The sequence below is a fragment of the Pseudomonas flexibilis genome (assembly GCF_000802425.1).
Classification (GTDB): Bacteria; Pseudomonadota; Gammaproteobacteria; order Pseudomonadales; family Pseudomonadaceae; genus Serpens; species Serpens flexibilis.
Map to the genome: position 1 here is coordinate 20,583 of NZ_JRUD01000014.1, position 26,745 is coordinate 47,327.

A 26,745-nucleotide genomic window follows, 5' to 3' on the forward strand; every position below is an offset into this window, starting at 1 on the left:
TAGCTGCCATTATGATGGCTTTTTTTCACTGGTGGCCAGTCTGTCATTTTTTCCGGCGCCAGAAAAAAGCCGCCGGGCACAGGCCCGGCGGCTTCAGTCACAAGGGTCACGCGCTGAGCGATCAGTAGCCCAGTGCGAAGTCCTCGTCAGCCATCTCCATCAGGTTGTTGGCCCCGGACAGCATGGTGGCCACCAGCGCGCGGGTACGCGGCAGGATGCGCTCGAAGTAGAAGCGCGCGGTCTGCAGCTTCGCCTTGTAGAAGCCTTCCTCGTCGGTGCCGGCGGCCAGCTTCTCGGCGGCCACGCGAGCCATGTCGGCCCAGAAGTAAGCCAGGCAGGCGTAGCCTGAGTACATGACGTAGTCCACCGACGCGGCGCCGACTTCCTCGCGATCCTTCATGGCGGCCATGCCGACCTTCATGGTGATCTCGCCCCACTCCTTGTTGATCTGCGCCAGCGGGCCGACCAGGTGCTTGATGGCGTCGTTGCCTTCGTTGGCCTGGCAGAACTTGTGGACGATCTTGGTGAAGCCCTTCAGCGCTTCGCCCTGGGTCATCAGCACCTTGCGACCCAGCAGGTCGAGGGCCTGGACACCGGTGGTGCCTTCGTACAGGCAGGAGATCCGGCTGTCGCGCACGTTCTGCTCCATGCCGTGCTCGGCGATGAAGCCGTGGCCACCGTAGATCTGCACGCCATGGTTGGCTGCTTCGAAACCGGTTTCGGTCATGAACGCCTTGGCGATCGGGGTCAGGAAGGCCAGCAGGGAGTCGGCGGCCTTGCGCTGCTCCTCGTCCTGGCTGCGCTGCACGATGTCGACCTGCTTGGCGGCGAAGTACAGCATTGCACGGTTGCCTTCGGCGAACGCCTTCATGGTCAGCAGCATGCGGCGCACGTCCGGATGCACGATGATCGGGTCGGCGGCCTTCTCCGGCGCCTTCGGACCGGTCAGCGCGCGCATCTGCAGACGCTCGCGGGCATAGGCGATGCCGCCCTGGAAGCCGATCTCGGCGTGGGCGATACCCTGCAGGGCGGTACCCAGGCGCGCAGTGTTCATGAAGGTGAACATGCAGTTCAGGCCCTTGTTCGGCGGGCCGATCAGGAAGCCGGTGGCGCCGTCGAAGTTCATCACGCAGGTGGCGTTGCCGTGGATGCCCATCTTGTGCTCCAGCGAGCCACAGGACACGGCGTTGCGTTCGCCCACCTCGCCTTCGGCGTTAGGCAGGAACTTCGGCACGATGAACAGCGAGATACCCTTGGTGCCCGCGGGGGCATCGGGCAGGCGGGCCAGCACGATGTGGACGATGTTCTCGGCCATGTCGTGGTCGCCTGCGGAGATGAAGATCTTGGTGCCGGTCACCTTGTAGGTGCCGTCGGCCTGGGGCTCGGCCTTGGTGCGCAGGATGCCCAGGTCGGTGCCGCAATGCGGCTCGGTCAGGCACATGGTGCCGGTCCACTGGCCGGACACCAGCTTTGTCAGGTAGGTGTGCTGCTGCTCGGGGGTGCCATGGGCGCTCAGGGTGTTCATGGCGCCATGGGACAGGCCCGGGTACATGCCCCAGGACCAGTTGGCCTCGCCGATCATTTCGCTGACCGCCATGCCAAGGGATTCCGGCAGACCCTGACCGCCGTGCTCGACGTCATGGGCCAGGCTAGGCCAGCCACCTTCGACGAACTGCTGGTAGGCTTCCTTGAAACCGGTGGGCGTGGTCACGCCTTCGGGCGACCACTTGCAGCCTTCCTGGTCACCGACGCGGTTCAGCGGAGCGATGACCTGCTCACAGAACTTGGCGCCTTCCTCGAGAATGGCGTTGACCATATCCGGGGTCGCATCTTCGCAACCGGGCAGGCTCTGGTAGTGGGCTTCGTAGCCGAGCAGCTCGTCGCGAACGAAACGGATATCACGCAAGGGGGCCTTGTAGTCGGGCATTGCGGTAAACCTCTGCAGTAGGTCTTTGGGGTGGCGAGCTGCGACACAACCACGCACGCTCAAACAGTTGTTTGAAACTTACGTTTAGCTCCCTGGCTTGTCAAGCCTGCTCCCACAAGGACCAATGTTCGCTCAGCGCTCCACCAACCCCTCCAATCGCAGGTGTTGCGCCACCTGCGCGGCGTCGGCAGGCGCCAGGTGCGGCACCCATCCAAGGCACGGCGCATCCAGGCGCGCCCGCAGGTCCTGCAGGTTTTCGGCCTGACGCGGCATGTGCGGGTCGACCTGATTGGCCACCCAGCCTGCCAGATGCAGACCATCCGCCCGAATGGCCTGGGCCGTCAACAGCGCGTGATTGAGGCATCCCAGGCGCATTCCCACTACCAGAATCACCGGCAGCCCCAGCGTCACAGCGAGATCGGACAGGTAGACCTCGCCGGACAGCGGCACGCGCCAGCCACCGGCGCCTTCCACCAGGGTGAAGTCTGCGCCGTGCGCCAGCACCCGCTGCACGGCGGCGGCCAGCTGCGTAACGTCCAGGTCCACGCCCGCCTCGCGCGCGGCCACATGGGGCGCGATGGCCGGCTCGAAGGCGTAGGGATTGATCAGTGCATAGGGCAGCGGCGGATCGCACTCGGCCTGCAGTGTCAGGGCGTCGGCGTTGCGCAGCCCTTCCGCGCTCGCCTGGCAGCCGGAGGCCAGCGGCTTGGCGGCCGCCGTGCTCAGGCCCTGCCGGCGCGCGACGTGCAGCAGGCCAGCAGCAACCGTGGTCTTGCCGATGTCGGTGTCGGTGCCGGTAACGAAGAAGGCGTGGCCCATCAGCACTTCTCCAGCACGGCATGAATCACCTGGTAGGTGGCCGGCAGTCCCTGCGGCTGACGGAAGCGCTCGTAGGCCTCGGCCAATGCGCGCAGACGCGCCCGCCCGGTGAGCCCCGTCGACCGGCCCTGATTGAGGTTCTGCGCGCCGAGCGCCTTGAGTTCGTGGGTCAGCGAGAACAGATCGGCGAAATGCAGCACCAACGGGCGCTGCTCCAGGTGCACCACACGCAGGCCACTGCCGGCGCACAGCACCTGGTAGTCCGCAAAATGTCGGAAGCGATTGACATGCACCCGCTCATCCACCTGCCGCCAGCTCTCGCGCAGTTCGCCCAGCGTGCCTTCGACGAGACTGGAGAAGGCCAGCACCCCACCCGGGCGCAGCACACGCCGCGCCTCACCGAGCACCGCCGACAGGTCCGCGCACCACTGCAGCGCCAGGCTGGAGAAGATCAGCTCGCAGCTGGCGTCACGCAGGGGCAGCGCCTCGGCATCGCCGGCCAGGAAATGCCGCGCGCCCCCCAGCGGCCGGGCGTGGCGCAACATGCCCTCGGCAATGTCCAGCGCCAGTCCGTCGGCCTGCGGATAGCGCGCGGCCAACTGACGGGCGAAGTGCCCGGTGCCGCAACCCAGGTCGAGCCAGCGCTCCGGCGCCAGGCTGGCTGGCAGCAGGTCCAGCAACTGCCGGCCGACCTGGCGCTGCAACCCGGCCACCGCGTCATAGCTGCTGGCCGCGCGGGAGAAGGAGGCCGCGACCAGGCCCTTGTCGGGCAACGTATGCTGCGCGTTCATCGGGAGGCTTCCTTTATAAAGGAGAGGATCGCCGCCGCCGCCTGATCGGCATGGCTGAGCGGCAGAGCATGACTGGCGTCCAGCTGTGCGACGGACGAGTCGGGATACTGCTCGCGCAGCGCCTGCGCCGCCTGCACGGGGACCAGGGCGTCGCGGTCGCCGAACAGATGCAAGCGTGGCCCCCGCCATTCACCCAACGCGGGCCGAAGATCGAGCGAGGCCAGGCAATCCAGTCCGGCCAGCAGGCCGGCCGGCGCCTCGGCGCGAACCGCCAGGCGGCGGACCAGCGCACGGGGCTCGTCGGCATCGCGCACCGCAAGCAGATCGAAGCGTTTGAGCGTAGCGGCCGGCGCAGCAACCAAGCCTTCGCGGAAATCGGCGAACTGTGCCGCCGGCATGGCGGCCGGCCAGTCGTCGCGCTGCACGAAGCAGGCATTGCTGGCCAGGGTGATCAGACCACGACAGGCCTTTGCGCGCCGCGCCGCCAGCGCAGTAGCCAGCATGCCGCCCAGCGACCAGCCACCGAGCCAGCAGTCGCCGGGCAGGCGCGCATCCAGCTCGTCCAGCCAACCCTGCGGATCGTCCAGCACGGGCAGTTCGGCCAGCTCCACGCGCAGCGTTTCGCGGCGCAGCGCGTCGGCCAATGGCCGCAGCACTGCGGCGGGACAGGACCAGCCGGGCAGCAGCACCAGTCGTTCAGTCATCGCCCAGCTCCCGCCAGGCCAGCGCCAGCCCGTCCAGCAGGCGATCCACCTGTGCCTCGTCGTGCGCCGCCGTCAGGGTGATGCGCAGCCGCGCCGTGCCGGCCGGCACCGTCGGCGGACGGATGGCGCCGACCAGCAGCCCCCGCTCCCGCAGCCGCGCCGACAGGCGCATGGCCCGCCCGCTGTCGCCGACCAGCAGCGGCTGGATCGGTGTCGGGCTGTCCATCAGGGTCAATCCCAGTTCCTGCGCGCCACGTCTGAACCGGACGATCAGGTTGCGCAGGTGCTGACGGCGCCAGCCTTCCTCCCGCAGCAGCTGCAGGCTTTTCAGGGTCGCGCAGGCCACGGCCGGGGGCTGGCTGGTGGTGTAGATATAGGGCCGGGCGAACTGGATCAGCGTCTCGATCAGTTCCTCGCTGCCGGCCACGAATGCGCCAGCGGTGCCGAAGGCCTTGCCCAGCGTACCGACCAGCACCGGCACCTCCTCCAGGCCCAGCGCGAAGTGTTCCACGCAACCCCCGCCCCCGGCGCCGAGCACGCCGAAGCCATGGGCATCATCGACCATCAGCCAGGCGCCGCGGGCCCGCGCGGCGGCGCTCAGGCCCGGCAGGTCGGCGAGGTCGCCGTCCATGCTGAACACGCCGTCGCTGACCACCAGGGTGTCGCCCTCGGCCTTGTCCAGGCGCGCGGCCAGGCTGACCGTGTCGTTGTGCAGGTAGCGGGAGAAGCGCGCCCCGCTGAGCAGCCCGGCATCCAGCAGCGAGGCGTGGTTAAGGCGATCCTGCAGCACCGTGTCGCCGCGCCCGATCAGCGCCGTCACCACCGCCAGGTTGGCCATGTAGCCTGTGGAAAACAGCAGCGCGCGCGGCCGGCGGGTGAACGCGGCCAGCGCCTCCTCCAGCTGGTGGTGCGGCGCGCTGTGGCCGATCACCAGGTGCGAAGCGCCGCCACCCACGCCCCAGCGCTCCGCGCCTTCGCGCAGCGCGCGGATCACTTCGGGGTGGCTGGCCAGCCCCAGATAGTCGTTGGAACAGAAGGCCAGCAGGCGCTGACCGTCCACCACCACCTCAGGGCCCTGGGGGCTGTCGAGCAGCGGGCGAAGGCGATACAGATCCTCGGCATGGCGGGAGGCAAGACGCGAAGCGAGATCGAAACTCATGGGCAACCCCGAAAACCGAAGCGTTGGGCCTGTGTATGGTGGTCAACGCCTCGCGTTGGCCACCCTGCACGCCCGGACCACCAATCATCAAACGGCCGCGTTGTAGAACAGCCTGGAATCGCGCTGCTCCACCAGCGCCTGCTCGATGGCTGCCTGGTGCACTTCGTCGGCGTGCTCCTCGCGGGCCTCCGGCTGGATGCCCAGGCGCTGGAACAGCTGCATGTCCTTGTCGGCCTGAGGATTGGCGGTGGTCAGCAGCTTCTCGCCGTAAAAGATCGAGTTGGCGCCGGCCAGGAAGGCCAGGGCCTGCATTTGCTCGTTCATCTGCTCACGACCGGCGGACAGGCGCACGTGGGATTTGGGCATCATGATGCGCGCCACGGCCAGCATGCGGATGAAGTCGAAGGGATCGACGTCCTGCTCTTCGGCCAGCGGCGTGCCCTGGACCTTGACCAGCATGTTGATCGGCACGCTTTCCGGATGCTCCGGCAGATTGGCCAGCTGGATCAGCAGGCCGGCGCGGTCGTCCAGCGACTCGCCCATGCCGAGGATGCCGCCCGAGCAGATCTTCATCCCCGCCTCGCGCACATACGCCAGGGTCTGCAGGCGCTCGGCATAGGTGCGGGTGGTGATGATGTTGCCGTAGAACTCCGGCGAGGTATCCAGGTTGTGGTTGTAGTAGTCCAGGCCGGCGGCGGCCAGCGCCCGGGTCTGCTCCTGATCGAGCCGGCCGAGGGTCATGCAGGTTTCCAGCCCCATGGCCTTCACGCCCTCGACCATCTTCAGCACGTACGGCATGTCCTTGGCCGAAGGGTGCTTCCAGGCGGCACCCATGCAGAAGCGCGTCGAGCCGATGGCCTTGGCCTCGGCCGCCGCCTCCAGCACCTTCTGCACCTCCATCAGCTTTTCCTTGTCCAGACCGGTGTTGTAGTGACCGGACTGCGGGCAGTACTTGCAGTCTTCCGGGCAGGCGCCGGTCTTGATGGAGAGCAGGGTCGAGACCTGCACCCGGTTGGCATCGAAGTGCTGGCGATGCACCTGCTGCGCCTGGAACAGCAGGTCATTGAACGGCTGCGCGAACAGCGCGCGCACTTCGTCGAGGGTCCAGTCGTGACGGACGGTGGCACTCATCGGGGCTTCCCTTTTGTGGTTATGGCGCCTGCTAGAGTTGGCGCGACACGGTGCGGCATACGCTAGGGAAGGCGCCATGAGCTGTCAACCGAACTCAAGGAAACTGGTTTACAACTGGCTGACCAGCAAGCAATCCTGCCTGCTGTGCGACGAGCGCGCCGACGGCCCGCAGGCGCTGTGCATCCCCTGCGAACGCGAGCTGCCGTGGCTGTCGGCGGCCTGCCGGATCTGCGCGCTGCCCCTGAGCGATGCCAACCTGCTGTGTGGCGAATGCCTGAAGCAGGCGCCGAGCTTCAGCCGGGTCGAGACCCCCTGGCGCTACGCGTTCCCCCTCGACAGCCTGATCACCCGCTTCAAGCACCAGGCCCGCTGGCCGCTCGGCCGGCTGTTGGGCGAACTGCTCGCCCGCCACCTCCGCCACGCCTACCTGGAGGGCCTGCCCCGCCCCGAACTCTTGCTGCCCGTACCGTTGGCCCGCAGGCGCCAGCGGCAGCGCGGGTTCAACCAGGCGGCCCTGCTGGCCCGCTGGGTGGCTACCCCCCTGCGCCTGCCGGTGCAGGAGCACTGGCTGCTGCGCCCCCGCGAAACCGATGCCCAGCAGACGCTGGACGCCCGCGCCCGCCGGCGCAACCTGCGCCACGCCTTCGAGCTTGCGTCCAGGGCCGATGTGCGCGGCCGCCACCTGGCGCTGGTGGACGACGTACTGACCACCGGCGCCACCTGCGAGGCACTGGCCCGCTTGCTGGTCACCGCCGGAGCGGCGCGGGTGGATGTCTATTGCCTGGCGCGGACCCCGAAGCCCGACAGCATCGAGAGCAGCGTCCCGACTGCTGCCGGGCCGGCAAATGCGTATACTCCTTCGCCATTCAGACCAACCGCCATTTAGGGACTGTCCATGAAAGCGTTCGGCAAAATCCTGGGCCTGGTACTGCTCGGACTCTTGCTGCTTGTCATCGGCCTGGGGTTCGCGCTCACGCACTTCTTCGACCCCAACGACTACAAGGAAGAGATTCGCCAGCTGGCCCGCGACAAGGCCAATCTTGAGCTGGCCATCAACGGGGAAATCGGCTGGAGCCTGTTCCCCTGGCTCGGCCTGGAACTGCACCAGACCAGCCTGGCCAGCGCCGCCACGCCCGAGCAGCCGTTTGCCGACCTGCGCATGCTCGGCCTGTCGGTGCGCGTGCTGCCGTTGCTGCGCCGCGAAGTGCAGATGAGCGACATCCGCATCGACGGCCTGGCGCTGATCCTGCGCCGCGACGAACAAGGACGCGGCAACTGGGAAAACATCGGCAAGCCCGCCGGCGCACCGGCGACCGAACCCGCCGCCGAGCCCCGCGGCAACGAGGCGGACAGCACCGGCGCCCGTTCCGGCATGCCCATCAAGCTGGACATCGACAGCCTCACCGTCAATGACGCCCGCATCACCTACCAGGATGCCCAGTCCGGCCAGCAGTTCAGCGCCGAGAGCATCCAGCTGGAAACCGGCGCCATCCGCGAAGGCAGCGCCATTCCGGTGAAGCTCACCGCCTTCTTCGGCAGCAACCAGCCGCTGATGCGCGCGCGCAGCGAGATCCTCGGCGAGCTGCGCTTCGACCTGGGCCAGAAGCGCTACCAGTTCGAGAAATTCCGCCTCAGCGGTGAAGCCTCCGGCGAGCCCCTGGCCGGCAAGACCCTGAACTTCAGCGCCCAGGGCGAGCTGCTCGCCGACCTGGATGCGCAGATCGCCGAATGGACCGGACTGAAATTCTCCGCCAACCAGCTGCGCGGCCTGGGCGACATCAAGGTGCGCGAGCTGGACCGCGAACCGCGCATCAGCGGCGGCCTGTCGGTGGCCAGCTTCAACCTGCGCGACTTCCTCGCCGGCCTGGGCCGCGAGCTGCCGACCACGGCCGACGCCAACGCGCTGTCCCGTGTGGAGATGGCCACCCGCCTGAATGGCTCGCCGACCAGCTTCGCGCTGGAAGAGCTCACGCTGAAGGTGGACGACACCATCCTCACCGGCCGAATCGCCGTGGAGGACTTCGCCCGTCAGGCCCTGCGCCTGCAGCTCAAGGGCGACCGCCTGGATATCAGCCGCTACCTGCCGCCCAAGGCCACCGACAGCGCCAGCGCCGCGCGCCAGAGCGAAGTACAGGAAACCGCCCAGGCCGCCTCGGCCGGCGACTCGCCGCTGCCGGCCGCCCCGACCCGGCATGCCTGGAGCGACGCCCCGGTGCTGCCGATGGACGCCCTGCGCCTGCTGGATGTGCAGGCCACGGTCGGCTTCGACGAGCTGCTGTTCGATGACCACCCCTTCACCAACCTGGACCTGAACGCCCAGAGCCGCGAGGGCCTGCTCGCCCTGCAGACCCTGCGCGGCAACGTCTACGACGCGCGCTTCGAGGCCAACGGCAAGGTCGACGTGCGGCAGGCGCTGCCGCAGCTGAGCATCGAAGCGCAGCTCGGCAAGCTGCCGATCGAGAAATTCGTCAAGCTGGAAAAGCAGGAATCCCCGGTGCAGGGCCTGCTCGACCTGACGGCTACGCTGACCACCCGAGGCAACAGCCAGAAGACCTGGGTGGACAACCTGAACGGCAAGGCCAACTTCCTGCTCAGCGACGGCCTGCTGGTCGGCGCCGATCTGGAGCATTACCTGTGCCGCGCGGTGGCCACCCTCAACCGCAAGTCGCTGACCCGCACCTCCACCAAGGACACGCCCTTCGAGGCGCTGCGCGGCAGCCTGCAGATCACCAACGGCGTGGCGCGCAACCCGGACTTCAAGGCCAGCGTTCCCGGCCTGACGGTCAACGGCAACGGCACCCTGGACCTGCGCGTGCTCGGCCTGGACTACCTGATCGGCATCATCATCGAAGGCGACAAGCGCGCCATGCCCGACCCGGCCTGCCAGGTCAACGAGCGCTACGTTGGCCTGGAATGGCCGCTGCGCTGCCGTGGCCCGCTGGAGCTGGGCGCCAAGACCTGCCGCATCGACCAGGACGGCCTGGGCAAGATCACCGCCAAGCTGGCCGGCGAGAAGCTCACCGAGAAGCTCGACGAGAAGCTTGGCGACAAGGTCAGCCCGGAACTCAAGGACGCCCTCAAGGGCCTGTTCAAGCGATGACCGATCCGCAGTTCGGTCCGGCCGTGCTGGCGTGGTATGACCAGCACGGCCGCAAGGACCTGCCCTGGCAACAGGGCATCACCCCGTACCGGGTGTGGGTCTCGGAGATCATGCTGCAGCAGACCCAGGTCGCCACCGTGCTCGGCTACTTCGACCGCTTCATGGCGGCCCTGCCGACCGTGCAGGCCCTGGCGGCCGCGCCCGAGGACGAGGTACTGCACCTGTGGACCGGGCTCGGCTACTACAGCCGCGCGCGCAACCTGCACAAGGCGGCGCAGATCGTCGTGGCGCGGCATGGTGGCGAGTTTCCCCGCGACGTGGAGCAGCTCTGCGAGCTGCCCGGCATCGGCCGCTCCACCGCCGGCGCCATCGCCAGCCTGAGCATGGGCCTGCGTGCACCGATCCTCGACGGCAACGTCAAGCGCGTGTTGGCCCGCTACCTGGCGCAGGACGGCTACCCCGGCGAACCGCAGGTGGCCCGCCAGCTGTGGGCCGCCGCCGAACGCCTGATGCCGCACGAGCGCTGCAACCATTACACCCAGGCGATGATGGACCTGGGCGCCACCCTGTGCACGCGCAGCAAGCCCAGTTGCCTGATCTGCCCGTTGCGCAACGGCTGTCGCGCACACCTGCTGGGCCGCGAAACCGCCTACCCCGAACCCAAGCCACGCAAGGCACTGCCGCAAAAGCGCACGCTGATGCCGCTGCTCACCGACACACAAGGCAACGTGCTGCTCTACCGACGCCCGTCCACCGGGCTGTGGGGCGGTCTGTGGAGCCTGCCGGAAATGGACGCGCTGCCCGACCTGCACGCGCTGGCCGAGCGCCACGGCCTGCAGCTGGGCGAACCCCGCGCGCTGCCGGCCTTCACCCACACCTTCAGCCACTTCCAGCTGAGCATCGAGCCCTGGCTGGTGCCGGCCAGCCCCAGGGTAAGCGTCGTGGCCGAGGGCGACTGGCTCTGGTATAACCTGACCGCCCCGCCGCGCCTGGGCCTGGCCGCCCCGGTGAAGAAGCTGCTCAGGCGCGTCGCTGAAGATTCGATTGGAGAACTGCCATGACCCGTACCGTGCACTGCCGCAAGTACAACGAGGACCTGCCCGGCCTGGATCGCCCGCCGTATCCCGGCGCCAAGGGCGAGGACATCTTCAACAACGTGTCCAGGAAAGCCTGGGAAGAATGGCAGAAGCACCAGACCATGCTGATCAACGAGCGCCGGCTGAACATGATGAACGCCGATGACCGCAAGTTCATCCAGGCCGAGATGGACAAATTCCTCGCCGGCGAGGATTACGCCCAGGCCGAAGGTTACGTGCCGCCGAGCCCGTAAGCCGGCAAGTGCTTAAAAAAACTGATTTTTCCGTCGCGTGCGGTTGACTCGCCGGCGGTAAAACCGGTTTAATGCCGCCCGTTGTTGCCCAGGTAGCTCAGTTGGTAGAGCAGGGGATTGAAAATCCCCGTGTCGGCGGTTCGATTCCGTCCCTGGGCACCACTTACTCAGGTGCCTTTCTCTTCACGCCCTGATTCGCCCAGGTAGCTCAGTTGGTAGAGCAGGGGATTGAAAATCCCCGTGTCGGCGGTTCGATTCCGTCCCTGGGCACCAATATTCCAGACCCCTGATGTCGCAAGACTTCAGGGGTTTGTCGTTTCTGGGCATCGCAACAAGGCACCGGCACGACATCGCACAACGTGGAACGGCTCGACGACATCCCGTAGAATGCCGCGTTTTCGAGCCCCGTTTCCGGGAGCTGCACGATTCTTCATCCGCACGGCTCGCAGGGCCAGGCGAGCTCCGGCGGTTGGCCGTGTTGGCCGCCTCTCGCCCCTGTGCTAGCTTGCAGGCAACGTCCCCCGTCGCCGTCTGCAGCGGAGTCATACAAGAGGACAACGTATGGTTCAGGCCACGCCTGCACTGGAAATCCGCAACCTGCACAAGCGTTACGGCGACCTGGAGGTGCTCAAGGGCATTTCCCTCACCGCCCGTGACGGTGACGTGATCTCCATCCTCGGCTCGTCTGGCTCGGGCAAGTCCACCTTCCTGCGCTGCATCAACCTGCTGGAAAACCCCAACGAAGGGGAAATCCTCGTCGCCGGCGAACAACTCAAGCTCAAGCCCGGCAAGGCTGGCGAACTGGTCGCGGCGGACAGCCGGCAGATCAACCGCTTGCGCAGCCAGGTCGGCTTCGTGTTCCAGAACTTCAACCTCTGGCCACACATGAGCGTGCTGGACAACATCATCGAGGCCCCGCGCCGCGTGCTGGGGCAGAGCAAGGCCGAAGCCATCGACGTGGCCGAGGCCCTGCTGGCCAAGGTCGGCATCGCCGACAAGCGCCACGCCTATCCGAACCAGCTGTCCGGCGGCCAGCAGCAGCGCGCCGCCATCGCCCGCACCCTGGCGATGCAGCCCAAGGTGATCCTCTTCGACGAGCCCACCTCGGCGCTGGACCCGGAGATGGTACAAGAAGTGCTTAACGTGATCCGTGCGCTCGCCGATGAGGGACGCACCATGCTACTGGTGACCCATGAATTGAACTTCGCCCGCCAGGTGTCCAGTGAAGTGGTCTTCCTGCACCAGGGTCTGGTCGAGGAACAGGGGTCGCCCGAGCAGGTGTTTGACAACCCGCAATCGGCGCGCTGTAAACAATTCATGTCCAGCCATCGCTAACACGGAGCAACACCGCATGCAGACCTACAAGAAGTTCCTGCTGGCCGCCGCCGCCACCCTGGCCATCGGCAGCCAGGCCGTCGCGGCAGAGAAGCTCAAGCTCGGCACCGAAGGCGCCTACCCTCCCTTCAACCTGATCGACGCCAGCGGCCAGGTGGTCGGCTTCGACATCGAAATCGGCCAGGCGCTGTGCGCCAAGATGAAGGTCGAATGCGAAGTCGTCACCTCCGACTGGGACGGCATCATCCCGGCGCTGAACGCCCGCAAGTTCGACTTCCTGATCGCCTCCATGTCGATCACCGAAGAGCGCAAGCGCGCCGTCGACTTCACCGAGCCCTACTACACCAACAAGCTGCAGTTCGTGGCGCCCAAGTCGGTGGACTTCAAGACCGACCAGAACAGCCTCAAGGGCAAGGTGATCGGTGCACAGCGCGCCACCATTGCCGGCACCTGGCTGGAGGACAACCTGGCCAAGGTAGTCGACGTGAAGCTCTACGACACCCAGGAGAACGCCTACCTGGACCTGGCCTCCGGCCGCCTGGACGGCATCCTCGCCGACACCTTCGTGCAGTGGGAATGGCTCAAGAGCGACGCCGGCAAGGACTTCGAGTTCAAGGGCGACCCGGTGTTCGACAACGACAAGATCGGCATTGCCGTGCGCAAGGGCGACCCGCTGCGCGAGCGCCTGAACACCGCGCTGAAGGAAATCGTCGCGGACGGTACTTACGAAAAGATCAACGCCAAGTACTTCCCGTTCAGCATCTATTGATCGACCCCCGGCGCGCCTTCGGGCGCGCCGGCCTCACGCTAGCTTTTCCTCATGATCTTCGACCTCCACGGATTCGGCCCCGCGCTGCTGGCCGGCACGCTGATGACCATCCAGCTCGCCCTGGCCTCCCTGGCGCTGGGCCTGGTCCTCGGCCTGCTCGGTGCGCTGGCCAAGACCTCGCCCCTCAAGCCCCTGCAATGGCTGGGCGGCACCTACTCCACCCTGGTGCGCGGCGTGCCCGAGCTGCTCTGGGTGCTGCTGATCTATTTCGGCACGGTGGGCCTGATGCGCAGTCTGGCCGACCTGCTGGGCATGGAAAGCCTGGAGCTTTCCGCCTTCGCCGCCGGCACCATTGCCCTGGGGCTGTGCTTCGGCGCCTACGCCACCGAGGTCTTCCGGGGCGCCATCCTGGCCATTCCCAAGGGTCACCGTGAAGCCGGCCTGGCGCTGGGCCTGTCGGCTCCGCGCATCTTCTGGCGGCTGATCCTGCCGCAGATGTGGCGCATCGCCCTGCCGGGCCTGGGCAACCTGTTCATGATCCTGATGAAGGACACCGCGCTGGTCTCGGTGATCGGTCTGGAAGAGCTGATGCGCCGCTCGCAGATCGCAGTGACCGCCAGCAAGGAGCCGTTCACCTTCTACATGGTGGCGGCGCTGATCTACCTCGGCCTGACCGTCGTCGCGATGATCGGCCTGCATTTCCTTGAGCGGCGCGCCAGCCGCGGCTTCGTGAGGAGCGCGGCATGAACTGGGATGTGATCGTTCAATACCTGCCGCGCCTGCTCGACGGCGCGGTGCTGACCCTGCAGCTGGTAGCCATTTCCGTGCTGCTCGGGCTGATCCTGGCCCTGCCGATGGGCATCGCCCGTGCCTCGCAGAACCTCTACCTGCGCGCCCTGCCCTACGCCTACATCTTCTTCTTCCGCGGCACTCCGCTGCTGGTGCAGCTGTTCCTCGTCTATTACGGCATGGCGCAGTTCGATGTGGTGCGCCAGAGCGCGCTGTGGCCGTACCTGCGTGACCCGTACTGGTGCGCCATCATCACCATGACGCTGCACACCGCCGCCTATATCGCCGAAATCATTCGCGGCGCCATCCAGGCGGTGCCGCCCGGCGAAGTGGAGGCGGCGCGGGCGCTGGGCATGTCGCGCACGCAGACCCTGCTACACGTCACCCTGCCGCGCGCCATCCGCATCGGCCTGCCGGCCTACAGCAATGAAGTAATCCTGATGCTCAAGGCCAGCGCCCTGGCCAGCACCATCACCCTGGTGGAACTCACCGGTGCGGCGCGCACCATCATCGCGCGCACCTACCTGCCGGTGGAGTTCTTCTTCGCCGCCGGGGTGATCTACCTGATCATCGCCTTCGTGCTGGTGCAGGGATTCAAGCTGCTGGAACGCTGGCTGCGCGTGGATGCCTGCCAGGGACGCTGACCCTTTAGCGCGCCCCTCGCCCGAGGGGCGCGCCTTTCCAAATCCATCATGTTCACCGGTCCCGATCTGCTCGCCCGCTTCCAGGCCCTGGACGATTTCCTGATCGCCCACCAGACGCTCTGGCGCCCCAAGCCCTTTACCCACCTGCACCTGCCTTGGGAAGCGGAGCATCCCCGTCTGGCCGCCTGGCTGCGCGCACGCACGCTGGAGCAAGCCGACGCCGACCAGTCCCACCCGGAGCGCCTGCCCGCCCCAGCCCCATTTCCGGAGCTGGCCGCCACCGCCTGGGAACTGGGTCATGTGCATGAATTGCCGGGCCATACGGGCGCGGAGCCGCCCGCGCGGCTGAGCGTCGACGTGCCGGGTCGCAAGTGGCAGCAGATCCGCGCCTTCGCCTCACGCCTGCAGTTCAGCGAGCCGCCGCGCCACTGGCTGGACTGGTGCTCCGGCAAGGGCCATCTCGGCCGCCTGCTGGCCCAGGACGGCGCCCACCTGACCTGCCTGGAATACGATCCCTCGCTGGTGGAAGCCGGCGCCGCGCTCAGCCAACGCCAGCAGCTGCAGGCCCGGCATCTCCAACAGGACGTGCTCGCCGCCGACGCCGCCCAGCAGCTAGCGCCCGAACACAGCCCCGTGGCCCTGCATGCCTGCGGCGACCTGCATGTGCGCCTGCTGCAACTGGCCAGCCAGCGCGGCTGCGCGCACCTGGCCGTGGCGCCCTGCTGCTACAACCGCATCGGCACCGACAAATACCAGCCGCTGTCGGCAGCGGCCCGCGATTCCGAGCTGCGGCTCAGTCGCGACGACCTGGCCCTGCCCCTGTGCGAAACCGCCACCGCCGGCGCCCGGGTACGTCGCCAGCGCGATCAGTCCATGGCGCGCCGACTGGCCTTCGACCTGCTGCAGCGCCAACTGCGCGGCCGCGACGAATACCTGCCCACCCCGTCGCTCCCGAGCCACTGGCTGGACAAGCCCTTCGCCCAGTACTGCCACGACCTCGCCGAGCTCAAGCAACTGCCCAAGCCGGGCAAACAGGACTGGGCCGCACTGGAGAGCGCCGGCTGGCAGCGCCTGGCCGAAGTGCGCAACCTGGAGCTGCTACGCAACCTGTTCCGCCGCCCAATGGAGCTCTGGCTGGTTCTCGACCGGGCCCTGTTTCTGGAGGAACAGGGCTACCAAGTGCGACTGGGCCAGTTCTGCGAACACCGGCTCACGCCCCGCAACCTGCTCCTCCTCGCCGAGCGCAACGATGCCCACAGAATCTGTGGATAACTCTGTGAACGAGTTTGGGGTAAGCCCCGCAAAAGCCCGCCGCGCGGGCCTTTGCCCGCACTGATCCATTTCTGAACAATCCGAAAATAACCAGCAAAAACAATAAGTTGCGAAATCGGCCGAGCGCTTCACAAATTCCATCTCACAGCGTGTTGATTTCATTCGCTTTGTGCATAAGGCCCGCCGGCCGTGACCCCATCGACAGCACAGCGGTTTACTCCCGCGCCCCGGTCGGTATAATGCCGGACGTTTTCGCCGGTATAGCTCAGCTGGTAGAGCAACTGACTTGTAATCAGTAGGTCCCGGGTTCGACTCCTGGTGCCGGCACCATACAAAACAAAGGCTTACGAGTGATCGTAGGCCTTTTTTGTGGGCAAAATTTGATATGGGGTAGGATTGGGGTAGGGATTTGACGCCCGATCCAGCTCCAGTTAGAGAAAATACGGGACTACTTTTCACCGTTTGCCTGACTCTTGCGGCCAGCTCCGGGCGAGGCATTCCCCATGCCGATATCTGGTCGGAGCAGCATGCTCCTCTTTTCGGAGCTTGAAGGCTGCTCACGGTGACCTTGCTCCCTCACCTGATCTACCTTCCTAGGACGGCGATGAGTGGTCTTCTTCATCGCCCCCAAGCCTGCTAATCAAAAAGATGAGGCCGGGTGTACACAGCTATAAGCCACCAGTAGACTCGGCCCATGCCATGGGGCAAGGGAGACGGTCGTGCGAGCAGGTGTTCAGGAGGTAGGGGGCGCTCAAAGAGAGAGGCTCGCCTACATCGATTTTCGGCTGTACTTCCTTGGCGCGGTGTCCAGGTCAGACATCTCGGCACGTTTCGGAGTGGCTGCTGCTGCCGCCACGCGCGATCTGGCTCGCTACCGAGCCTTGGCACCCGACAACATTCTTTTCGACGCACGTACCAAGACCTACCTCATCGGCGCGGGCTTCAAGCCAGTCTTCGAGCATCCCATTGAGCGAGTGCTTTCTGCGCTATCCATGGGATTTGGTGACGGCCTGGGTGGGACTCCTAGAGGGCTCGTGCCCTGCGAGTTCCCAACTTCAATAAGTCGCCCCTCAATCGAGACGCTTGCGGTCGTTTCCCGGGCCATTCGAGCCAAGTCTGCTCTCAGGATTTCCTACGTTTCCTCCGCGAGCGGTCTATCCGAGCGTGTCATTGTGCCCTTCGCGCTAGTGGACAACGGGCTGCGCTGGCACACCCGAGCCTTCGACCGGAAAAGCTCGTCGTTCAGGGACTTTGCCCTGAACCGGATCGTTGCGGCAGGTCTGGCTGAGGGCTCGGCTTTGCCGGCGGAAGAACCTGGGCGCGACATCCAGTGGTCAAGGCTCGTCGACCTAGAGCTTGTTCCCCATCCACATGCCGAGCGCCTCGAGCTTGCTGCTCTCGACTATCCAATGGTTGACGGGAAGTTGCGGATCGTTGCTCGCGCGGCATTGGCGGGCTACGTGCTGAGGCGGTGGAGTGTTGACTGCTCCCCTGATCATTCCCTGCGCGGTCCCGAATACCGCCTGTGGCTGCATGATCCGCTTGCCCTCTACGACGTAGAGAGCGCAGCCATTGCGCCAGGCTACGTCCCGCCGCCGGAGGTCCTAGAGCGTGGATAGTCCATTGAATGCTCTGAATCCCTTGCTCCGTATGGCGACGATTGCCGGCGTCGAGGTTGCGGTCAAGCACCATATCAGTCGAGGCGATGACCTCGATGCGAGAGATGGGAAGGGGGTAACCCCCCTGATGCTGGCTGCTGGACGGAAGAAGGTTGGTATCGTCCGGCTGCTCCTAGCTGCCGGTGCAAATCCGGCGTTATCCGACCCTGAAGGCAGAGATGCACTTGCCTATGCGGAAAAGGTCGGGTGCGAAGAGTGTGCAGTGTTGCTGCGAGAGGCTCTTGCAGCGTTGCGACCTGTTGCGGCTGCGGTCGAACTTGCCAAGGGGCCACCCCTTGTGGCTACGGATACTCCGCTCTGTCTGAGCGAGCCCCTGAGTGTTGCTGGTCTGGACGATGCAGCTCTTGACGACCTAGATGACTGGGAGGCGGAGCCAGAGGTAGTTGCTCCGCAGGGTGATGAAAGAGTTGCCGAAGAGGCTCGTGTTCTACACGAGGCTATTGGGCGGCACCAGGTGATCGACGTCGACGAGGGCTGGGACGACATAGATCTGTTCCTTCCCGACAGAGCCCTTCCGCTGGCCCGTGACGACGGAGAGGCAGCAGGTGTTCGCGGCTTGTTATTCCGTGCTCTGCGTGAGGGTTCGGTACCCGAGTCTGCTCTGATCGATGCGTGCCTGAAGGCGGATGAGTCGCGCAATCAGGAAGCGGAGAGCCTGCTGACCTTCGTTGTCGGTGATCTCGGAGCCGTTATCGATGGCGTGCCGGAAATTGATGGGCCGCCATTTCTTGGCGAGCCTACGGCCGAGGAGGACCTTGCAATCGCCGAAGCCTTCGAGTTTGCCGAGGATCTGGCCTCGGGACGGAACGACCCTCTGCGCATCTATCTAAACCTCAAGGAGTTCAGGGGAGATCTGCTGGAGGCCGAAGAGGAAGTCGCCCTGAGTCGAGAGATGGAGGAGTGCGGTTCCGAGGCACTGGACGCCCTTTCGCGTTGGCCACAAGGGCTTGCGGCTGTTTTCGATGTGGCCGAGAGGGTCGCCAGTGGGGAGGCAGATGTCGAGGCGTTCAGCTCTGGAGCCGAGCCCTCAGAAGAGGGTGAGGCCAGCGTACTGAACACCTCGCTCGACGACGCAGACGAGGTAGAACTCGATCGGGATGCCGCTGCCTTTGTGTCCGCTGTTTCCCAGGCGCGATCGTTGGACAGAGATGAAGTTGTACATATTCGAGCTGCTCTCGCCGCCGCAGGGCTGTCCCGAGGGTTCATGCTCGAGCTGGCAGCAAAGGCGGGTGATGATCCGGCTGGCGTCCTGTTCACTTCGGCTGTTCGCCGTCAGGCCGCCGCTCGAGAGCGGATGATCTGCTCCAACCTGCGTCTTGCCTATTCAGTGGCAAAGAAATACCAGTGGTCCACGGAGTCCCTGGATGATCTTGTGCAGGAGGCCAACATCGGATTGATGAAGGCCGTCGATCGTTTCGACTGGCGCCGGGGGTTCCGCTTCTCCACCTACGCGATGTGGTGGATCCGCCAGCAAATCGCGCGCGCGATAACTGACAAGGCAAGAGTCGTCCGGGTTCCTGTCCACATGCATGACTCTGTCCGAAAAATCCTGCGCGAGTGCGAGGCCTTCGAGGCCAGGGAAGGGCGCCCGGAGTCGGAGCGTGAAATCTCCCTCCGTACGGGTATTCCGCAGGCCAAGGTCGGATACCTTCTGAGCGTTCTCGAGGATATAGCTTCTCTGGACGAGCTGGATTCCGAGGTAGGGCTTCCTCGGGGCGATCTCCTGATGGATGCCGCGTCAGATCCTGCCTCCGTTTCGGAGGCTGAATCCCTGCGGAAGGCCCTGGACGGGATAATCGGGGAGCTCGACGAGCGCTCTGCCAGGGTTATAACCCTTCGCTTTGGGCTCGGAGGGGAGGATGCGATGACCCTAGAGGAGGTTGGGCTGTTTTTCGATGTAACCCGCGAGCGTATTCGCCAGATCGAGTCGAAAGCCATCGGCAAGCTCTCTCGCAGGATGATGAGGGATGCGGAGTCGTTTATGGATAGCGTATCTGCTCAGAAGACCATAGCCACATCATCGCCTGCACCGCAAGCTCTGCCAGCTCCTTCGCCGGAAGGATGACATCAACCGGCTCCAGTTTTTTCACAGGGATCGACATGATGACACATAGAGCGAGGCTCGCACCGCCGCGAGCCGGAGCAATGCTGGAAGCTTTGCGTGGCCTCGGATACTCGACCGCCGCAGCCTTGGCTGATGTGATCGACAACAGTGTGTCCGCCGGGGCCTCCGAGGTCCATGTGCAGTTCGACTGGGATGGAGACTCCAGTCGAATTTCCGTCTTGGACGACGGTCGTGGCATGGATGACGCCGAGCTCGAAACCGCCATGACGCTTGGTGCAAAGAATCCGCTCGACGAAAGGGCTCCGACTGATCTCGGGCGTTTCGGAATGGGGTTGAAGACCGCCTCCTTCTCACAGTGTCGTCGTCTCACGGTTGCATCGAAGAAGATGGATGCCCCCCTTGCCTGCCTGCGATGGGATCTGGATGCCATCGCTGCCTCGCCGGATGACGGCTGGCGCATGTTCGAGGGACCCGCCGATGGCTCTGAGCCCTTTATAGATTCGATCAGAGGTCTCCGATCCGGAACCATTGTCCTCTGGGAGCGCCTGGATCGCATCGTGACACCTGGTTACGACATCGACCATTTCGCCGATCTTGTGGACGACGTGGAGATGCGACTGGCGATGATCTTCCATCGGCTTCTGGAAGGCCCGAATCCAGCCTTTCGGCTTTCCATCAATGGAAAGTCTGTAAGCCCCTGGGATCCTTTCATGATGGGGCATCCCGCGAAGCCGTGGCAGTCGCCTGTCGCCAGGATCCTCACGCTCTCCGGCACGGTCGAGGCCCAGTGTCATGTTCTTCCGCACAAGGATCGACTATCCGCAGATGACTTCCACAAGGCGGGGGGGGCTGAAGGGTGGACATCACAGCAGGGCTTCTATGTCTACCGGAACCGGCGCCTGCTGCTTGCAGGCGGATGGCTGGGCCTTGGCCAAGGGCGAGCGTGGAACCGCGAGGAGTCGCATCGGCTTGCTCGAATCCGGCTCGACATTCCGAATACCTCCGATGCTGATTGGAAGATCGATGTAAAGAAATCGACTGCTCGCCCTCCGGTATCGGTGCGCCCGTGGCTCACGAAGCTTGCCGAGGACACCAGGGAAAGGGCCAGAAGGGTCTTCGCCTTTCGTGGGGCTCCGGCACCCGGCCCCGGTGGTGTCCAGGTCGAACAGGCCTGGCGTGTCGAGAGGCTCAGGGACGGAGTTCGTTACCGCATCGATGAGGGGCATCCAGCCGTGGCCGCTGTGCTTGAGGCGATTGGAGACCGTACTGATCTCGTCAGGGCAATGCTGAGGGTCGTCGAGGAGACGGTTCCGGTTCAGCGGATATGGCTGGATACAGCAGAGAACAAGGATACCCCGAAGACCGGCTTCTCAGGAGAACCGGAGGAGGCCCCGGAAGGTGTTCGCACGGTTCTCCTTACTCTTTATCGCGACATGACCGGACGGCGGGGTATGAGTGCCGAGGCTGCGGTCCGAGCCCTGTCGTGCACTGATCCGTTTCATAACTATCCAGCCCTGGTCGCCTCCCTGCCCGAGGTGGACAGGAGCAAAGAAGGAACCTTGAAGTGACGGAAGAACAGAGCAAGGTGTTTCAACGCATTGTGAGCGTCGCCCAGACCTTTCTGGCGGATGCCATGGAAAAGGGTACGGTGACGCCAGCCCTCATTGCGGAACAGGTCGACTTCGTCGCTGGGGCCATGGTTCAGGGAGTGGAGATCGACAGGAAAGCGGCGGTGGCTGAGTTGATCCGGCGGTTCAGTCTTTGGATCGGAAACGCCTCGACCCTGGCCGACCAAGAAGGACACAAGGACTGGCTTACCGCAGCCCGAAGAAGGGACTGGCGTTACTGGCAGCGTTACCGGGACTTTCTTGAGCGCAAGATGTCGCTGAAGGCTGTGGATGCTCTGGACGAGTCCACCAACCAAATCCTCGAGTTGCTTGAGGACCCTGCGCGCGAAGGGCGCTGGGATCGGCGCGGTCTTGTGGTGGGGCACGTTCAATCGGGAAAGACGGGTAACTACACTGGGTTGATCTGCAAGGCAGCTGATGCTGGCTACAAGATCATCATCGTTCTTGCCGGGCTTCACAACAATCTGCGATCACAGACCCAGATTCGCCTCGAAGAGGGATTTCTGGGGTACGAGACCTCTGTTCGCAATGATGTGGTCCGATTCATCGGCGTAGGTGAAAACGGCAGGGATGCTGAAATCCGTCCGAACTGCGCGACAAATCGTTCCGACAATGGGGATTTCAATACTCGGGTCGCAAGACACTACGCCATCACTCCGGAGCAGAGGCCTTGGCTCTTTGTGGTCAAGAAGAACAAGACGGTCCTCGAGCGGCTCCTGAAGTGGATACGCAATCACGTCGCCGATGCGAAGGATGCTGACGGACGCCCCATCGTCACCAATCTGCCACTATTGCTGATTGACGATGAGACTGACCACGCTTCGGTCGATACCGGAGAGCAGCTCTTCAACTCTGACGGGACGCCCGACGAAGATCATCAGCCCAAGGCAATCAACAGTCGTATTCGAAGAATTCTCCACTCGTTTGCCAAGAAGGCATACGTAGGCTACACGGCTACCCCGTTTGCCAATATCTTCATCCATCGGCGCAATGAGACCAAGGAAGAGGGACCGGACCTCTTCCCGCAATCCTTCATCGTCAATCTTTCTGCACCGTCGAACTATATCGGGCCCGCCCGTGTGTTTGGTCTGCGCTCACCAGAGGGCAGGATAGGTGGTCTCCCTCTCTCGAGGGAGGTGGATGATCACCTCGATGAGGAGGGAAGCGGCGGCTGGATGCCGGCTAAACATCCCAAGGATCATGTACCTCTTCACGATGGGCTGGATGAAGTCCCGCCCTCCCTGCGCAACGCCGTAGGAGCGTTTGTGCTCGCCTGCGCTGTCAGGATTCTGCGTGGGCAGGGGCGACGTCACTCCTCGATGCTCATCCATGTGACGCGCTATACGGCTGTCCAAGAGGAAGTACGGCGTCAGGTCGATGCTCTCGTGAAACGATTCCGGCAGCGCATAGAGCGAGGATTCGAGAGAGATGAGTTGCTGGCAGAGTGGAAGCGTCTCTGGTTGGATGACTTCGTTCCAACCTCAGCGGCTATAGGCCACGCTCTGAAAGATCTGGAAGCAGACTGCGACCTCCCTGACTGGGAGGATGTGGTAGCCGTTTTGCCCGAAGTCTTCGGCGACTTGAGTGTCAGGGCCATCAACGGTACAGCAGGAGATGTTCTCGACTATGCCGAGAGGGAAGAGACTGGCCTGAAGGTCATCGCAGTCGGTGGCGACAAGCTTGCTCGGGGGTTGACCCTTGAAGGCCTCTGCGTCAGCTACTTCGTCAGGACGACGAAGATGTATGACACCCTTATGCAGATGGGGCGGTGGTTCGGCTATCGCCCTGGCTATGTAGACCTCTGCCGACTCTACACGACGCCTGATCTCGTCGAGTGGTTCGGACACATTGCCGATGCTGCCGAAGAGTTGCGCCAAGAGTTCGACACGATGGTGGCTACTCGTGCTACGCCGCGTGAATATGGCATGAAGGTTCAGTCCCATCCGGTTCTGATGGTCACCTCCCCGTTGAAGATGCGTAGTGCGAAGAGTCTCCAGCTCTCGTTCAGTGGTGAGGTACTCGAAACTGTTGCCTTTCATCGCGATCCGGGGATCCTCGGCAAGAATCTCGCGGCAGCAGAGCATCTATTCGAAGCAGCTGGAGTGCCGGCCGAGGCCGGTACTATTACGCGGAAGCGGGGCGAAGGGACGCAGGACTGGAAAGGATTCCTCTGGAAGGATGTCCCGGCTGACCACGTCATAGACTTCTTCGGGGCGTATCTGACCCACCCGGCAGCTCGCAAGGTGAACAGTGCTCTGCTGATGGACTTCATCAAGGCCATGGTCGCCAACGGCGAGCTGACCTCATGGACCGTCGTGCTGATGGGCGGGGGTGAGGGAGGCCCCAACTCTTTCTGTGGTAAGTATTCGATTGACAATATGGTTACACGAAAGCCCAAGGATGGAAGCGGGCACTATTCAATCGGAAGGCTTCTTTCGCCTCGAGACGAGTCGATTGACTTGGGGGAGGATGCCTGGAGGGCCGCGCTGGAACTTACGATTTCGGCATGGACCAAGGATCCTGCGCGGCAGACTGATGAAGCTGGCAAGGAGCAGCCGAAGACTCCCAGCGGGCCGGCAGTGAGGCGTGTGCGAGGCTACGGTGCGGAGGGTATTCCTGCCGCACCCGAGCGGGGGCTCTTGCTCGTTTATCCTCTCGATCCGAAGGCTGCCGGGCTGCCGGAGGATAGCCCGCCAGTTGTGGCCTTTGGGGCTAGTTTCCCAGCCAGTCGATCAATTACAACGGTCAAGTACGAAGTAGACCATCTGCTTTGGGAGAATGAGTATGGCCCGGCAGATTGACGAGTTTGTCGCAGCGTGGGAGGCACTCTCCGGCAGTGACTGTGCGGGAGGGTGGCGCGGTATTCCCGTGACGCCAGTTGGCTCGTGCGAGCTACTTGCTGCGCGCAGATTTCCAGGCAATGAAGAGGCACTGCTGACTTGCTTCCCAAGCGCCCGCCTAGCTCCGTCGGAGCGCCTGCCTGAGGGCAAGGGCTTCGAGGTCGTCAGGGCCGATCCGAACGGGGACGGGAAAACGTGGATTGCGTTGTCTCGCAAGGAGTCCGGCAGCCCCGAGTTGTTTGCAGAAATGGTAGGTGACGTAGCCCGAGCGATGGACGCCGAGGTTCAGAATGGCGAGGCATGCGTCCTCAAGACCATGCTCCGCAGGGTGCGGATGTGGCAACAGTTCATGTCTCGCGGTACACCGCCTCTTGGGCCAGAGGCAGAGTTGGGGCTCGCTGGTGAGCTGACTTTCATGTCATTGCTGCTCCAGGCCGGTGTCTCGACGGAAACTGTTCTGGAGGGATGGCTCGGGCCGGACGATGCTCCGCAGGACTTCGCTCTCGGAGATGGAGCAGTCGAGGTGAAGGCCACACTTTCCACAGCTGGTTTTCCTGTGAAGATCGGTTCTCTCGAGCAGCTTGATGACGCAACAGCCTCGCCACTCTTCTTGGCAGCAGTCCGGTTCTCCCGGGGAGCTGAAGGGTCGACGCTTCCCGAGGTCATCTCCGGCATCGAGCGCCAGCTGGCCGATATCCCCGCTGCGGTCGCCTTCATCAGGGAGAGGCTGCTGACCGCCGGTTACGTGGAGTCGCATGCCTCGGCATACACCCGGACCTTTGAGTTCAAAGAGATCCGTGTATACGGGGTAACCAGAGACTTCCCAAGATTGACTACAGGATCTGTGCCCGACGGGATTTCCCGTGCCATTTACGAAATAGATCTGGACCGCGCGAAGGACTTCCTCACGGACCTTCCCGCTGCTCTTAGTTCTCTTGGAGTATTGCAATGACCCTAGAAGAATTTTTTGCCGAGACAAAGGCCGAGGTCGCGGCCCAGATGAGCGACGGGTCCCCCTTTGCCGAACTCGAATTCTGCGAAGTGGTGATGCAGCATCTGGTCGAGGCTGGGATGACCTTCGAGCCGGTTGTCTGTCATTTCGACAAGAAGGTCGGTAATGCCAATTTGCGCCTCAGTGGCTATGCCATGTCCGAGGATGCCGATCAACTGGACCTGTTCGTCAGTCTATATGAGGGGGTTGAAGCCCTGACTCCGGTATCTGATCAGGACACCAAGACAGCCGCTTCCCAGTGCATCCGCTTTCTCGAGTACTGTGCATCGGGGCGCCTCGCAGACAAGTTCGACCCCTCGAGTGACGAGCACTCTCTCACCCTGACAATTCAGGAAATCTACAACGAGCTGGAGCAAGTTCGCATCTTTGTACTCACGGATGGGGTCGCCAAGTCCAAGAGCTTCAAGAGTCGGGAGGTTGGTGGCAAATCCGTGAAGCTTGAGGTCATGGACATCGAGCGATTGTACAGACACCGCTCAGAGGGCAAGCCGCGCGACGAACTCGTTGTTGACTTCAACGAGGTTTCCGGATCGCCGCTACCATGCGTCTTCGTGCCAGGCGAGACCGGTGACTATGATTACGCCTTGACTGCCATCCCGGGCGAGGCTCTGCGGTTCATCTATGAAAAATTCGGGCCTCGTCTGCTGGAGGCCAACGTCCGCTCCTTCCTGAGCGTGAAGTCCAGGGGCGTCAACGCCGGTATCCAGAGCACCCTCCGGACTGCCCCGGAGAGGTTCATGGCCTACAACAACGGCATCGTGCTCGTGGCCGATGACATGAAGCTCGACCGGACCAGCGATGGTGCTCCGGGAATTGCCTGGCTGCGGGGCATGCAGATCGTGAACGGTGGCCAGACGACAGCGTCCATCTATTTCGCGAAGAAGAAATACGGTGATACGGATCTTTCCAAGGTTCGCGTGCCGGCCAAGATCATCGTGCTGAAGGAGGAGGATCCTGCCAGGGAGGAGGCTCTCGTTTCTGATATCTCGCGCTATGCCAACAGCCAGAATGCGGTACGGCAGTCCGACCTTTCGGCCAACAAACCTTTCCATGTCGATGTCGAGCGTCTTTCGCTCACGGTCTACTGTCCCGATGGAACAGGGCGTTGGTTCTACGAGCGGGCCGCTGGTAGCTACAACACCCTTTTAGCCCGGGAGGGGACGACTCCGGCGAAGCTGCGAGCCTTAAGGGAGTCGGTACCTGTCTCACGGAAGATCACTAAAACGGATCTAGCGAAGTACCTCATGGCTTGGGAGGGCAAGCCCGATGTTGTAAGCCTCGGAACTCAGAAGTGCTTCGACAGGTTCATGACTTCGCTGACAGACTCCGAGGCAGCCGGTTCGCCAGTTGTGCTGGATCCGCCTTTCTTCAAGGCTCTGGTCGCCAAGGCCATTATCTTTAAAGCTGTGCACAAGGCAGCCAGGCCTCTTGTCTCGGCGTTCCTTGCAAACGTTGCCGCATACACGGTTGCAGTAGTCGCAGAGTCCTACAAGGATGCCTTCGACCTTGAAAGGGTCTGGAGCCGACAGGGCGTCTCTCCGCAGTTTCTGGAGCAGGTCAGGATCTGGGCTCGGGAGGTCAATGAGCGACTGCATGAGACAGCGAACGGGAAGATGATCTCGGAGTGGGCAAAGCGCCCGGAGTGCAAGACGGCGATGTTCGCTCGTCCGTTCTCGGCACCTGCGGTTGCCGTGCCTGAGGCTCGTTTGGAGCTGGCTTGACCGAGTTTTACCCCGAGGGCGTTCGTAGGC

General features: G+C 63.8%; 21 protein-coding genes and 3 tRNA genes. 18 read left to right on the plus strand and 6 right to left on the minus strand.

The window, feature by feature from the left end; translation table 11 throughout:
• Positions 1–121: 121 nt before the first annotated feature.
• From SF06_RS09520 to bioB, 6 genes are all read right to left on the minus strand, one after another.
• Positions 122–1,927, minus strand: a complete 1,806-nt coding sequence (locus SF06_RS09520) for a phenylacyl-CoA dehydrogenase (protein ID WP_027591019.1) — start codon at positions 1,925–1,927, stop codon at positions 122–124.
• 132 nt (positions 1,928–2,059) lie between these two features.
• Positions 2,060–2,746 (minus strand): dethiobiotin synthase, encoded by a 687-nt coding sequence (bioD, locus tag SF06_RS09525; protein ID WP_039561053.1) that lies wholly within the window; start codon positions 2,744–2,746, stop codon positions 2,060–2,062.
• Entirely contained in the window at positions 2,746–3,537 is a 792-nt protein-coding gene (gene bioC, locus SF06_RS09530) for a malonyl-ACP O-methyltransferase BioC (RefSeq protein WP_039561056.1), read from the minus strand. Before bioC ends, bioD begins: the two co-directional genes overlap by 1 nt.
• On the minus strand, positions 3,534–4,241 hold the full coding sequence (locus SF06_RS09535) for an alpha/beta fold hydrolase (protein WP_039561058.1): 708 nt from the start codon (positions 4,239–4,241) through the stop codon (positions 3,534–3,536). Before SF06_RS09535 ends, bioC begins: the two co-directional genes overlap by 4 nt.
• Positions 4,234–5,400, minus strand: a complete 1,167-nt coding sequence (gene bioF / locus SF06_RS09540; protein WP_039561059.1) for an 8-amino-7-oxononanoate synthase — start codon at positions 5,398–5,400, stop codon at positions 4,234–4,236. The genes SF06_RS09535 and bioF overlap by 8 nt, the downstream gene beginning before the upstream one ends.
• Positions 5,401–5,487: 87 nt before the next feature.
• Positions 5,488–6,531 carry a biotin synthase BioB gene (bioB, locus tag SF06_RS09545; protein ID WP_027591771.1) on the minus strand — a complete coding sequence of 348 codons (1,044 nt, stop codon included), beginning with the start codon at positions 6,529–6,531 and terminating at the stop codon, positions 5,488–5,490.
• A 76-nt stretch (positions 6,532–6,607) separates the two neighbouring features.
• Between bioB and SF06_RS09550 the strand changes: the two genes are divergently transcribed.
• From SF06_RS09550 to SF06_RS09635, 18 genes are all read left to right on the plus strand, one after another.
• On the plus strand, positions 6,608–7,417 hold the full coding sequence (locus SF06_RS09550; protein WP_139326693.1) for a ComFC family protein: 810 nt from the start codon (positions 6,608–6,610) through the stop codon (positions 7,415–7,417).
• A gap of 9 nt (positions 7,418–7,426) precedes the next feature.
• Entirely contained in the window at positions 7,427–9,631 is a 2,205-nt protein-coding gene (locus SF06_RS09555) for an AsmA family protein (RefSeq protein ID WP_027591772.1), read from the plus strand.
• On the plus strand, positions 9,628–10,692 hold the full coding sequence (gene mutY / locus SF06_RS09560; RefSeq protein ID WP_039561060.1) for an A/G-specific adenine glycosylase: 1,065 nt from the start codon (positions 9,628–9,630) through the stop codon (positions 10,690–10,692). Before SF06_RS09555 ends, mutY begins: the two co-directional genes overlap by 4 nt.
• Positions 10,689–10,961 carry an oxidative damage protection protein gene (locus tag SF06_RS09565; protein ID WP_027591774.1) on the plus strand — a complete coding sequence of 91 codons (273 nt, stop codon included), beginning with the start codon at positions 10,689–10,691 and terminating at the stop codon, positions 10,959–10,961. The genes mutY and SF06_RS09565 overlap by 4 nt, the downstream gene beginning before the upstream one ends.
• A gap of 86 nt (positions 10,962–11,047) precedes the next feature.
• Positions 11,048–11,123: transfer RNA gene (locus SF06_RS09570), tRNA-Phe, on the plus strand.
• A gap of 35 nt (positions 11,124–11,158) precedes the next feature.
• Positions 11,159–11,234 (plus strand) — tRNA-Phe (locus SF06_RS09575).
• A 288-nt stretch (positions 11,235–11,522) separates the two neighbouring features.
• Positions 11,523–12,296: an ABC transporter ATP-binding protein gene (locus tag SF06_RS09580; RefSeq protein WP_027591505.1), complete on the plus strand. Its 774-nt coding sequence runs from the start codon at positions 11,523–11,525 to the stop codon at positions 12,294–12,296.
• Positions 12,297–12,312: 16 nt separating this feature from the next.
• Entirely contained in the window at positions 12,313–13,065 is a 753-nt protein-coding gene (locus tag SF06_RS09585) for an ABC transporter substrate-binding protein (RefSeq protein WP_027591506.1), read from the plus strand.
• Between the two features lie 51 nt (positions 13,066–13,116).
• Positions 13,117–13,812 (plus strand): ABC transporter permease, encoded by a 696-nt coding sequence (locus tag SF06_RS09590; protein ID WP_027591507.1) that lies wholly within the window; start codon positions 13,117–13,119, stop codon positions 13,810–13,812.
• Positions 13,809–14,498: an ABC transporter permease gene (locus tag SF06_RS09595; RefSeq protein ID WP_027591508.1), complete on the plus strand. Its 690-nt coding sequence runs from the start codon at positions 13,809–13,811 to the stop codon at positions 14,496–14,498. The genes SF06_RS09590 and SF06_RS09595 overlap by 4 nt, the downstream gene beginning before the upstream one ends.
• 48 nt (positions 14,499–14,546) lie before the next feature.
• Positions 14,547–15,770 (plus strand): methyltransferase, encoded by a 1,224-nt coding sequence (locus SF06_RS09600; protein WP_039561061.1) that lies wholly within the window; start codon positions 14,547–14,549, stop codon positions 15,768–15,770.
• Between the two features lie 254 nt (positions 15,771–16,024).
• Positions 16,025–16,100 (plus strand) — tRNA-Thr (locus SF06_RS09605).
• 389 nt (positions 16,101–16,489) lie between these two features.
• On the plus strand, positions 16,490–17,389 hold the full coding sequence (locus SF06_RS09610; protein WP_039561063.1) for a BrxR family transcriptional regulator: 900 nt from the start codon (positions 16,490–16,492) through the stop codon (positions 17,387–17,389).
• Positions 17,390–17,393: 4 nt separating this feature from the next.
• Complete coding sequence (locus SF06_RS17730) at positions 17,394–19,514, plus strand: sigma-70 family RNA polymerase sigma factor (protein WP_139326692.1); 2,121 nt, start codon at positions 17,394–17,396, stop codon at positions 19,512–19,514.
• Positions 19,515–19,594: 80 nt separating this feature from the next.
• Positions 19,595–21,082, plus strand: coding sequence for an ATP-binding protein (locus SF06_RS09620; protein ID WP_039561065.1), 1,488 nt, complete (start codon positions 19,595–19,597; stop codon positions 21,080–21,082).
• Positions 21,079–23,943, plus strand: a complete 2,865-nt coding sequence (locus SF06_RS09625; RefSeq protein ID WP_324606698.1) for a Z1 domain-containing protein — start codon at positions 21,079–21,081, stop codon at positions 23,941–23,943. The genes SF06_RS09620 and SF06_RS09625 overlap by 4 nt, the downstream gene beginning before the upstream one ends.
• Positions 23,927–24,934 (plus strand): PD-(D/E)XK motif protein, encoded by a 1,008-nt coding sequence (locus SF06_RS09630; RefSeq protein WP_039561066.1) that lies wholly within the window; start codon positions 23,927–23,929, stop codon positions 24,932–24,934. The genes SF06_RS09625 and SF06_RS09630 overlap by 17 nt, the downstream gene beginning before the upstream one ends.
• On the plus strand, positions 24,931–26,715 hold the full coding sequence (locus tag SF06_RS09635; RefSeq protein WP_039561067.1) for an AIPR family protein: 1,785 nt from the start codon (positions 24,931–24,933) through the stop codon (positions 26,713–26,715). Before SF06_RS09630 ends, SF06_RS09635 begins: the two co-directional genes overlap by 4 nt.
• Positions 26,716–26,745 lie beyond the last annotated feature (30 nt).

Bases quoted from the DNA above. Each gene is read 5' to 3' on its own strand.
- SF06_RS09590 (WP_027591507.1), top strand. From the start codon at position 13,117: ATGATCTTCGACCTCCACGGATTCGGCCCCGCGCTGCTGGCCGGCACG.
- SF06_RS09585 (WP_027591506.1), top strand. From the start codon at position 12,313: ATGCAGACCTACAAGAAGTTCCTGCTGGCCGCCGCCGCCACCCTGGCC.
- SF06_RS09580 (WP_027591505.1), top strand. From the start codon at position 11,523: ATGGTTCAGGCCACGCCTGCACTGGAAATCCGCAACCTGCACAAGCGT.
- bioC (WP_039561056.1), bottom strand. From the start codon at position 3,537: ATGAACGCGCAGCATACGTTGCCCGACAAGGGCCTGGTCGCGGCCTCC.
- SF06_RS09520 (WP_027591019.1), bottom strand. From the start codon at position 1,927: ATGCCCGACTACAAGGCCCCCTTGCGTGATATCCGTTTCGTTCGCGAC.
- bioB (WP_027591771.1), bottom strand. From the start codon at position 6,531: ATGAGTGCCACCGTCCGTCACGACTGGACCCTCGACGAAGTGCGCGCG.
- SF06_RS09550 (WP_139326693.1), top strand. From the start codon at position 6,608: ATGAGCTGTCAACCGAACTCAAGGAAACTGGTTTACAACTGGCTGACC.
- bioF (WP_039561059.1), bottom strand. From the start codon at position 5,400: ATGAGTTTCGATCTCGCTTCGCGTCTTGCCTCCCGCCATGCCGAGGAT.
- SF06_RS09595 (WP_027591508.1), top strand. From the start codon at position 13,809: ATGAACTGGGATGTGATCGTTCAATACCTGCCGCGCCTGCTCGACGGC.
- SF06_RS09630 (WP_039561066.1), top strand. From the start codon at position 23,927: ATGGCCCGGCAGATTGACGAGTTTGTCGCAGCGTGGGAGGCACTCTCC.
- SF06_RS09620 (WP_039561065.1), top strand. From the start codon at position 19,595: ATGCTGGAAGCTTTGCGTGGCCTCGGATACTCGACCGCCGCAGCCTTG.
- bioD (WP_039561053.1), bottom strand. From the start codon at position 2,746: ATGGGCCACGCCTTCTTCGTTACCGGCACCGACACCGACATCGGCAAG.
- SF06_RS09635 (WP_039561067.1), top strand. From the start codon at position 24,931: ATGACCCTAGAAGAATTTTTTGCCGAGACAAAGGCCGAGGTCGCGGCC.
- SF06_RS09565 (WP_027591774.1), top strand. From the start codon at position 10,689: ATGACCCGTACCGTGCACTGCCGCAAGTACAACGAGGACCTGCCCGGC.
- SF06_RS09535 (WP_039561058.1), bottom strand. From the start codon at position 4,241: ATGACTGAACGACTGGTGCTGCTGCCCGGCTGGTCCTGTCCCGCCGCA.
- SF06_RS09555 (WP_027591772.1), top strand. From the start codon at position 7,427: ATGAAAGCGTTCGGCAAAATCCTGGGCCTGGTACTGCTCGGACTCTTG.
- SF06_RS09600 (WP_039561061.1), top strand. From the start codon at position 14,547: ATGTTCACCGGTCCCGATCTGCTCGCCCGCTTCCAGGCCCTGGACGAT.
- mutY (WP_039561060.1), top strand. From the start codon at position 9,628: ATGACCGATCCGCAGTTCGGTCCGGCCGTGCTGGCGTGGTATGACCAG.